The 4507-nt window shown below is 63.0% G+C and carries 3 protein-coding genes and 2 pseudogenes; 3 read left to right on the top strand and 2 right to left on the bottom strand.

Going from position 1 to position 4507, the window contains the following annotated elements:
* The first annotated feature begins 235 nt into the window (after positions 1-235).
* The 3 genes and pseudogenes from QN350_RS19075 to QN350_RS19065 all read left to right on the top strand — a co-directional run bounded on the left by QN350_RS19075 (position 236) and on the right by QN350_RS19065 (position 2724).
* Positions 236-1006 carry a hypothetical protein gene (locus tag QN350_RS19075; protein ID WP_322137444.1) on the top strand — a complete coding sequence of 257 codons (771 nt, stop codon included), beginning with the start codon at positions 236-238 and terminating at the stop codon, positions 1004-1006.
* Between the two features lie 79 nt (positions 1007-1085).
* A pseudogene (locus QN350_RS19070) lies at positions 1086-1238 on the top strand (transposase); the annotation flags it as partial.
* 108 nt (positions 1239-1346) lie between these two features.
* Positions 1347-2724 (top strand): annotated as a pseudogene (locus tag QN350_RS19065) (IS30 family transposase).
* 260 nt (positions 2725-2984) lie between these two features.
* Here the strand turns inward: QN350_RS19065 and QN350_RS19060 are convergent.
* Both QN350_RS19060 and QN350_RS19055 read right to left on the bottom strand, forming a co-directional pair.
* Positions 2985-3959, bottom strand: coding sequence for an FHA domain-containing protein (locus QN350_RS19060; RefSeq protein ID WP_322137443.1), 975 nt, complete (start codon positions 3957-3959; stop codon positions 2985-2987).
* A 2-nt stretch (positions 3960-3961) separates the two neighbouring features.
* A complete protein-coding gene (locus tag QN350_RS19055) occupies positions 3962-4225 on the bottom strand; it encodes a hypothetical protein (protein ID WP_198413482.1) in 264 nt (87 codons plus the stop codon).
* Between the last annotated feature and the right edge of the window lie 282 nt (positions 4226-4507).

The following is a 4507-nucleotide window of genomic DNA, read 5'->3' as shown; positions in this document are numbered from 1 at the left end:
AGGGGAAATCCTTCCCCGCCCTCTACGACACTATTCGGGACGATCCCGGTGCCTTACCCAAGGTTGACAGAGAGGGCAGCGCCCTTTCACGGGGAGGCTGGGACATCATCGCCGGCCGAGAACATGATCCATTTCGCTCAGGAGCTCCGTGTCTAGAAACCAAGACGGGTCGAGGACCGAGGGCTCAACGAGCGTGCCGCCCAGTGACCAAGAACCCACAGGCACCAACAGCAGAGTGCCCAGTCATCGTTCTCGGCGTGGCTGGACGCGCACGCGAATTGTCCAGCTTGCCGCCGTCGCGGCCGCGACAGGGGTCGTCGCCGCGATCGTCGTACTCTTTGTCCGGCCGGCGGGGACCCAGTTCCCGTGGCATACGCACATTATCTCGACCACGTTTTGGGTGGGCGAAGTCTTCGACCCGACGGCCGCAGATGGCAGCCAGGTTCTCTCCACTTATGACTCGCTCTGGATCCAGAGCTTTGGAGGGTGTGACGGGGTTCTCGGTGATGGGTCCTGTCAGACCGAGCAGCGCAGGAGCGCCAATGGGTTTCTTCCCAGCCAGATGGCTCCGAAGGAGAACCCGTTCTACCTGGATCTTCCCTTCGATGACGTCCACGATCAGACTGCCCTCTCCATGCGCCAGAAGGTGATTCCGTGGGCAGGGGAGCCGGCCTACGCAACGCCCGCGGGAGACCCTACGGCGAGTCTGATGAAGAACAGGTGGGTCAGGATTCGGGCGAACGGGCAGACTTGCTACGGCCAGATAGAAGACGCCGGCCCCGGCAGCTATCACGACGCCAGCTACGTTTTCGGCTCCAACGATCAACGACCCGAAAATCGCAAGTTCAACGGTGCAGGCATGGACGTGTCCCCAGCGCTGAACGGGTGCCTACACTTCACCGACGTCAACGGGGAAACCGACACTGTCGACTGGCAGTTCCTCGCAGCAAGTGACGTCCCGGCCGGCCCGTGGACCGCGATCGTCACGACCAGCGGAACACGCTAACACCACACAACACACCTGGCGCCTGGTGCAGTTCCCCGAGGTGGCCCTGACCCTGGGGGTGGACACCTCACAAGAGAGAATGTTCACTATGGCAAGATCACGGCGGGAGTTCACTCCTGAGTACAAAGACGAGGCCGTGAAGCTGGTTTTGACTACCGGCAGAGCGGTCGCGACCGTCGCTCGAGAGCTCGGGATCAACGAGGCCACGCTGGGCCGCTGGGTGAGCGCGTTCAAGGCCCGCAACGAGACCGGTTGCGCTATCGCGGACCACATGCGCACCGACCTCATCCAGGACGCCCTCACGATGGCCATGGTGCTGCGCGGAGACCGCCCGGCGACGGTGATCTTCCACAGTGACCGTGGCACCCAATACGCGTCGGAACACCTCGATTATGGAGGTGGTTTATGGGACGTCCGAAGGAATGGATGGCCACGCAACTCGGGCGGGAGCCGATGCGGTCGCCGGGCCGGCCGCCGGGGTGGCGCCGGTCGGGACACGTTTCTTTCGTCACGCTGGTGGGATGCGAGACCTCAGCAAGGCACCGCTGTCAGGAAGGTTCTTGACCTTCGTCGAGCGTGAGGAGATCGCGATCCTGCGAGCACAGAATCTTGGTGTTCGACAGATCGCACAGGCGTTGAGTCGGTCCTCGTCGACGATCTCCCGCGAGCTACGACGCAACGCGGCCTCGCGCGGCGGCAAGGCTGAATACCGTGCCACGAGCGCCCAGTGGCACTCCGACCGGCGTGCCCGCTGGCCCAAGATGGCCAAGCTCGCGGGTAGCCCGCTGTTGCGCGAGTACGTTCAGTCCCGGTTGGATGGAACAGTGAAGCGCGCTGATGGCACGCCCGCGGCAGCTCCCGGGATCGGGGCGTGGAACGGGCGTCGACATGGGCCCCGACAGGATCGCCACTGGTCCACAGCGTGGAGCCCGGAGCAGATCGCAGGTCGGCTTAAGGTCGATTTCCCCGACGATAGGAGCATGAGAATCTCCCATGAGGCGATCTACCAGGCCCTCTACATCGAGAGTCGTGGCGCGCTGCGCCGCGAGCTGACCACGGCCTTACGCACTGGTCGGGCGTTGCGAGTGCCGCGGGCCCGTGCCAAGCGCGGTAAGAGCTTCCTGTCAAAGGAAGTCATTATCGCCGCCCGGCCCGCAGAAGCCAACGACAGGGCCGTTCCCGGACACTGGGAAGGGGACCTGATCCTCGGACTAGGCGGGGTCGCGATCGGGACCCTCGTCGAACGCACCACGAGGTTCACGATGCTGTTGCACCTGCCCCCGATGGACGAGCACAAGATGATCGGCGCACAGGTCAAGAACGGGCCCGCGACAGCCGGACACGGCGCCGACGCCGTCTGTGATGCGATCGCCCGAACCATCACCGGCCTGCCCGAGACCCTGCGCAAGTCATTGACCTGGGACCAGGGCGCCGAGATGGCCCAACACGCCAGACTCCGCATCCAGGCCGGGCTGCCGATCTACTTTGCCGATCCCCACTCGCCGTGGCAGCGGCCCAGTAACGATAACACCAACGGGCTGCTGCGCCAGTACTTCCCCAAAGGCACCGACTTCACCCGCTACGCCCTGGACGATCTCGACGGCGTCGCCAAGACCCTGAACGAACGCCCCCGCAAGGCACTCGGATTCAAGACGCCAGCCGAAGCGATGAACGAGCTACTGTTGACCGCAAGCACTAGTGTTGCGACGACCGGTTGAATCTGCCCACGCTGCCGCGGTCGGAGTGTCAGATCGCGTCCTGCTCGATCCGGGGGCGTCACGGCCGCGTTTGTGAGGGCGTCGGCGACGAGTTCGGTGCGCATGTGATCGGCGATGGACCAGCCGACGACTTCCGCAGCATCTCCGTGGATTCAGGGTCGGCGTTCGTCCAGAAGTCGTTGAGTACGAAGGGGGCGTACGTTCTGCGGTGCGCTCGCTTCCATTGGTGCACTGTGCGCGGCGCGACGGCAGCCTCTCGATCAGATTTCGGAATCGTCGTCTAGCCCGGTGACGACGGGGAGCGTCTTCTCAGCGCTACCCGCGGAATGTGAGTGCTCTGGCTGCCGGCTACGGGTTGGCTGCGGCTTCTGGAACGACAGCTCCCCACCCACGCGCCCGCCATGTGGTCGGCCGTGGTCGGCGTACTCTTCACGAAAGAAAGCCATCCGCCAAGGCCCCATTTCCATCCGGGCGCCTGTGCGCAGGACCTGTGCACCCTCCTGCCCGCGCTCCTTCTTTGCGCCGCCGGAAACCGCCCCAAGCGGATACAGAACGTACTCATCGTTCTCGTCGTGGCGGATTTCAGCATGGAAAGACTGGAGACCCTTTAAACACAAATTCGCCTCCGGGGCCGAGCCAATGGTGGTGATGGTCGGTAGCAGGTCGAACTCAGCCGGCATCTGGCCGTTCCAGTTCTCCGAACCGACCACAAAAATCAGCCGGGGCCGTCCGGATCCCGGCGTGTAGTGCGTCGTGGTGATTTGGCGCCGGATTCTCCGATTGAAGGTCGGCACGAGTGGATACAGAGTCGGCGGCGGCAACGGCACGGAAGGTACCTGCGTGGCTCCGGCACTCCGACGCCGCAAAAGGGGTGCCAGCGCAGCCCAGCTGCCGAGCGCGATGTTTGGGGAACCTGTCAGCAGGCGCTGGATGATCGGCACGCGCACAGCGCCAATACGGATGACCAGTCCGGCGGGTCCTGACAGGGAGACGCTCAGTCCTCGCACGGCCAGGTTCGAAGCTAGGGCACGGATGTTCTTCAGCGTCGCCGTTCGGGAACGCACGAACATTTCCGGGTGATCTGAGAAGACCTCGACATCAAGTCCCTTAGCCTTGATGGTGCCGTTCATTTGCCCCGCCGGCGTCTCGGTGGCGACGTCCGTATCGGCGCCCTTCTCTCCTGGCCCCGCTAGGGAAAACGTCAGATCGATGTCCAACCGGGTTGAAATACTCATGGCTACTTGATGATCGGATCGATACCGGAACTCTCGCTCGTGGTGACCCTGAGGGTGCCGTTCAGTTTCCAGGTGGCGCGCGGGGATTCCGGCCCTATGTCACGCGGCACTTCAACCGTCATGTCGACGAAGCTGTAGTTGATCGCGGCATTCTTGCCGGTCAGGTAGGACCACATCTCCCTACCAAGATCTGTCCAGTCCTTGATATTGTGCACATCGTGGCCGACAACGGTTGCGGGATCTGCGGGGGTTTGGCTGTCAGTCACGGTATGTTCCTTCTCGCTTGTCGGCTGGAAATGGTCACTCAGTCATCAGAGATCCGACCAGACGATTAGCTCTGAATCGGAGCAAACTCGTGCACAGGGCGCGCAGCCGCCAATTGCTTCATCGGCTGCGTGCAGTCAATCGTAGTGGAGGGCGCCGTCTGGGGGAAGGGCGATGAATGTCTCCGTTAGGGTCAATACCGTTTGTCGATTTCAAACGGTGGAAGCAACAGGGGCTATTTCCTTCCTTGAGACTAGCTCGCTGAGCAGGTCAGCTGGGGTGCT

The organism is Cryobacterium sp. 10I5 (genome assembly GCF_035019865.1).
Taxonomy (GTDB): domain Bacteria; phylum Actinomycetota; class Actinomycetes; order Actinomycetales; family Microbacteriaceae; genus Cryobacterium; species Cryobacterium breve_A.
The sequence above is the reverse complement of the archived record's forward strand: the minus strand, read 5'-3'. Positions and strand labels throughout refer to the sequence as shown.